This is a genomic window from Streptococcus orisratti DSM 15617, assembly GCF_000380105.1.
In the GTDB taxonomy this organism is placed as follows: domain Bacteria; phylum Bacillota; class Bacilli; order Lactobacillales; family Streptococcaceae; genus Streptococcus; species Streptococcus orisratti.
In genome coordinates, this window is sequence record NZ_KB904521.1 from 1 (window position 1) to 4,360 (window position 4,360).

At 37.4% G+C, this 4,360-nt stretch carries 4 protein-coding genes and 1 pseudogene; 2 read left to right on the forward strand and 3 right to left on the reverse strand.

Annotation, left to right across the window (positions count from 1 at the left end; translation table 11 throughout):
- A partial coding sequence (locus A3I7_RS13850) for an IS630 transposase-related protein (protein WP_156812773.1) occupies window positions 1-125 on the reverse strand: 125 nt, incomplete at its 3' end.
- A 46-nt stretch (window positions 126-171) separates the two neighbouring features.
- A pseudogene (locus tag A3I7_RS12930) lies at window positions 172-1,092 on the reverse strand (APC family permease); the annotation flags it as partial.
- A gap of 185 nt (window positions 1,093-1,277) precedes the next feature.
- On the opposite strand from A3I7_RS12930, the gene trkA reads away from it, so the two are divergent.
- Together trkA and A3I7_RS0111360 are read left to right on the forward strand one after the other, a co-directional pair.
- Window positions 1,278-2,627: a Trk system potassium transporter TrkA gene (trkA, locus tag A3I7_RS0111355; protein ID WP_018376863.1), complete on the forward strand. Its 1,350-nt coding sequence runs from the start codon at window positions 1,278-1,280 to the stop codon at window positions 2,625-2,627.
- 3 nt (window positions 2,628-2,630) lie between these two features.
- Entirely contained in the window at window positions 2,631-4,070 is a 1,440-nt protein-coding gene (locus A3I7_RS0111360; protein WP_018376864.1) for a TrkH family potassium uptake protein, read from the forward strand.
- A 71-nt stretch (window positions 4,071-4,141) separates the two neighbouring features.
- Here A3I7_RS0111360 and A3I7_RS0111365 read toward each other — a convergent pair.
- The coding region (locus A3I7_RS0111365) for an IS3 family transposase (RefSeq protein WP_018375372.1) at window positions 4,142-4,360 on the reverse strand (219 nt) is incomplete at its 5' end.

Below are 4,360 nucleotides of genomic sequence, written 5' to 3' on the forward strand. Positions count from 1 at the left end.
TTTAGTTTTAACCAGCCATAAATGGTATTTCGTGAGATTTGGAAAACATCTGATGCTTCTGTGATACTACCTGTTCGCTTACAATAGGCGAGAACTTTTTTACGAAAATCTAATGAATATGCCATAAAAACATTATATCACATTATGTACTATTTGTGTTTCATTTTACTATACATAAAATAAGGCGTTTCCTAAAGCAGAGTTTCCAAAAATAATTTTCGCCATTTGTGCCAAAATTGTAATATGTTGGGAAGGCAAAATTCCTAGCCAATAATTCAGGAAAGTAATACCCGCAAACATAATCCCCAATATCAAGGACATAATAGCCAAAGTTTGGGCCGCATTGCGCTCCTTAGGTTTTTTGAAAAATGGGACCGCATTTGAAATGGCTTCTACCCCTGTCAAAGAGGCTGAACCACTTGTGAAAGCGCGTAACAAAAGAATAATACCGACGCCAGGCACCACTTTCCCAACGTGTGCAGTTGCATTGTAAGACAGATGCCCAGTCGCAATTTGGAAAAAGCCAAAACCAATTAAAAACAAAGCTGAGACAATAAAAAGATAAACAGGAATCATCAAAGAAGTTGCTGACTCTCTTAACCCTCGCAAATTCATAAGCATCAATCCCACTATCAAAATAAGAGAGATGGCTAAATTATAATCCTTAAGTACTGGTAGAGCAGAGGTGATTGCATCAGCACCAGAAGAAACCGATACTGCTACCGTCAACATATAATCAACTAAGAGGCTTCCACCAGCCACTAGACCAGCAAGGGGCGAGAGATTCTCTGTAGATACCATATAAGCACCGCCACCTTTAGGATAGGCTCGTATAACTTGTTGATAAGAAATTGTTAAACTTGCTAACAAAACTAAAACAATAATCCCAATCGGCAGTGACCACCAAATAGCAGCTGCTGAAATAGCTGTTAGGACAAGGACAACCTGTTCGGGACCATAGGCAATTGAAGACAAAGCATCACTTGATAGCATAGCCAAAGCTTGAGACTTTGTTAACAAATGTTCCTCATCACCCTCATCGGCAGATTTTAGAGCCTTACCAATAAGAGCTATTTTCATCTTTGTAAACACTTATAACTTCTCCTCATAATTAAAATACTAAGAGATTATAGTCTTCTCTTTAGGAGTTTTCAAGAGATTTTCAGAAAAAATATATAACTGTAATAATTCAGTATTTTATTAGGATTTTAAACATTAAAGAAACGTGCATTTTCTCAAAAAAATGGTATGATAGAGAGTATAATTTGGAGGTTGCTATGAAAATTATTGTTGTCGGCGGAGGAAAGGTCGGTACTGCCCTCTGTCGCTCACTTGTCGAAGAAAAACACGATGTCATTTTAATTGAAGAAAAAGAATCTGTTCTAAAACGTATCACTAAACGTCATGATATTATGGGGATTGTTGGCAATGGTGCTAACTTTAAAATTTTAGAGCAAGCTGATGTCAAAAGCTGTGACATTTTTATTGCCATCACTGACAAAGATGAAGTTAATATGATTTCAGCTGTCCTAGCTAAAAAAATGGGAGCCACTGAAACAGTAGTACGTGTACGTAACCCTGAATACTCTAATGCTTACTTTAAGGATAAAAATTTCCTCGGTTTCTCCCTTGTGGTCAATCCTGAATTGTTGGCGGCACGCTATATTGCTAATACCGTTGACTTTCCCAACGCACTTTCTGTTGAACATTTTGTCAATGGCCGTGTCATGCTTATGGAGTTCAAAATCGTTGATGATAGCAAGCTATGTCAGATGACACTTAGCCAATTCCGAAAAAAATTTGGCAATTTAGTTATCTGTGCAATTGAACGTCAAGGTGACTTGATTATTCCCGATGGTGAAGCAACACTTGAAACTGGTGATAAAATTTTTGTTACTGGTAATCGTGTTGAGATGATTCTTTTTCACAATTTTGTAAAATCAAAGATTGTAAAGAATATGATGATTATTGGTGCGGGTAAAACAGCATATTATTTACTTAACCTACTCAAAAACACAAATATTAATCTCAAGGTTATTGAAGCAAACTTTGAGCGTGCCGAGCTCTTTAGCCAAGAATTCCCAAATGTCCATATTGTTCATGGTGATGGAACCGCTAAAAATGTCCTTCAGGAAGAAAGCGTCGAAAGTTTCGATGCTGTGGCAACATTGACTGGAGTTGATGAAGAAAATATTATCACCTCAATGTTTATAGAAACACTTGGAGTCGCTAAAAACATTACCAAGGTTAACCGCACAAGCTTACTTGAAATTATAGATACCAATCAATTTTCAACCATTGTTACACCAAAAAGCATTGCCGTTGACACCATGATGCATTTCATCCGTGGCCGTGTTAACGCTCAAGACTCTCATCTAGAGGCTATGCATCACGTTGCAAATGGGCGTATTGAAACCCTTCAGTTTGAAATTCGTGAAGGTAATAAAATGATTGGAAAAAGTTTGTCATCTCTTAAATTTAAGAATAATTTGCTGATTGCAGCTATTATTCGCAACGGACGAACGATCTTCCCTACTGGTGATGATATTTTAGAATTTGGAGATAGAATTGTCGTTATTACGCTCCTAAAGAATATCACCCATATCTCTGATTTGCTAGCGAGGTAGGCTATGAATAAAAGTATGGTACGTTACCTTTTATCCAAGTTACTATTAATTGAAGCCGCCTTACTCATTGTTCCTCTAATCGTTGCCGTGATTTATCAAGAATCTCCTTTGGTTTTCCAAAGTATTCTTGTAACCATGACAATACTAGTGCTTTTAGGTGGCTTGGGAAGTATTTTTAAACCTAAAAATTATCACATTTATACAAAGGAAGGTTTGCTGATTGTTGCACTATGTTGGATTCTATGGGCCTTCTTTGGTGGACTCCCTTTTGTCTTTGCTGGACAAATTCCAAATATCATTGATGCCTTTTTTGAGATGAGTTCCGGTTTTACTACTACTGGAGCTACTATCCTTCCTGACACAGCTGTATTGTCTCCTTCCTTAATGTTTTGGCGTAGTTTCGCTCACCTTATAGGAGGAATGGGAGTACTTGTTTTTGCCCTCGCTATTATGGAAAATAGTAAAAATAGTCACTTAGAAGTCATGCGAGCTGAAGTGCCAGGACCCGTCTTTGGTAAAGTGGTCTCTAAACTAAAAAACACCGCTCAACTTCTTTATATCATCTACTTGATTATGTTCGCCATATTTACCGTAATACTTTGGTTAGCTGGAATGCCTCTCTACGATAGTTTTATTATTGCCATGGGTGGGGCAGGGACAGGGGGCTTTGCGGTTTATAATGACAGTATCGCTCACTATAATAGCTCGCTCATTACAAATATCGTCTCCATAGGTACTCTTCTTTTTGGAATTAATTTTAATCTCTACTACTTCCTTCTCTTGAGAAAGTTTAAAGCTTTCTTTGGTGATGAAGAATTGCGCACTTACATAGGGATTGTTATTATTTCCACAGTGTTAATTTGGCTAAATGTCAGTGGACTCTATGAAACCTCTTATAAAGGATTTGAATATTCCTTTTTTGAGGTTGCTACTGTCATTACAACGACAGGCTTTGGAATTACTGATATTACTGTCTGGCCTCTCTTTTCACAAGTTATCTTACTCTTACTAATGTTTATTGGTGGGTCTGCTGGGTCAACAGCTGGTGGTATAAAAGTTATGCGAGCTTTGATATTATCTAAAATTTCAAAAAATCAAGTCTTATCTTCACTTTATCCAAACCGTGTTACCACACTCCACATCAATCACCAACCTCTAGATAAAGAAACACAGCATGGTGTCCTAAAATATTTAGCAATTTATGCCATGATTCTTTTAGGACTCATACTCATTTTATCTCTAGATAATAATAATTTTATGGTCGTTGTCAGTGCTGCTGCCTCTACCTTTAACAATATTGGACCAATGCTTGGAACATCTGATACTTTTGCTATTTTTAGCCCATTTTCAAAACTTATCATGTCTTTTGCCATGATCGCAGGACGTTTAGAAATCTACCCCGTTCTTCTCATGTTTATTCCAAAAACATGGTCTAAATACTAGGGTTCATATTGAAAAATCCCCTCAACAATATGAACTGCTCCCTGTCAAGTGGACAATGAAATAATAAAAGATTAGGCGACGGCCTTGTTCCTCATTTCAAGAGGGGCAAGGCCGTTGTTGCGTTCTTGAAAACGTTGATGATTGTAAAAATAGATGTAGGCATCAATATCTGAAACCAGCTCCTCAAAGGTCTTATATTTCTTCAAATCATAGCACTCCGTCTTAAAGTGCCCAAAGAAACTCTCAATTGGTGCGTTGTCAATACACTTACCAACACGCGACATAGAGCG

Coding starts and splice junctions, on each gene's coding strand:
- trkA (WP_018376863.1), top strand. CDS start 1,278: ATGAAAATTATTGTTGTCGGCGGAGGAAAGGTCGGTACTGCCCTCTGT.
- A3I7_RS0111360 (WP_018376864.1), top strand. CDS start 2,631: ATGAATAAAAGTATGGTACGTTACCTTTTATCCAAGTTACTATTAATT.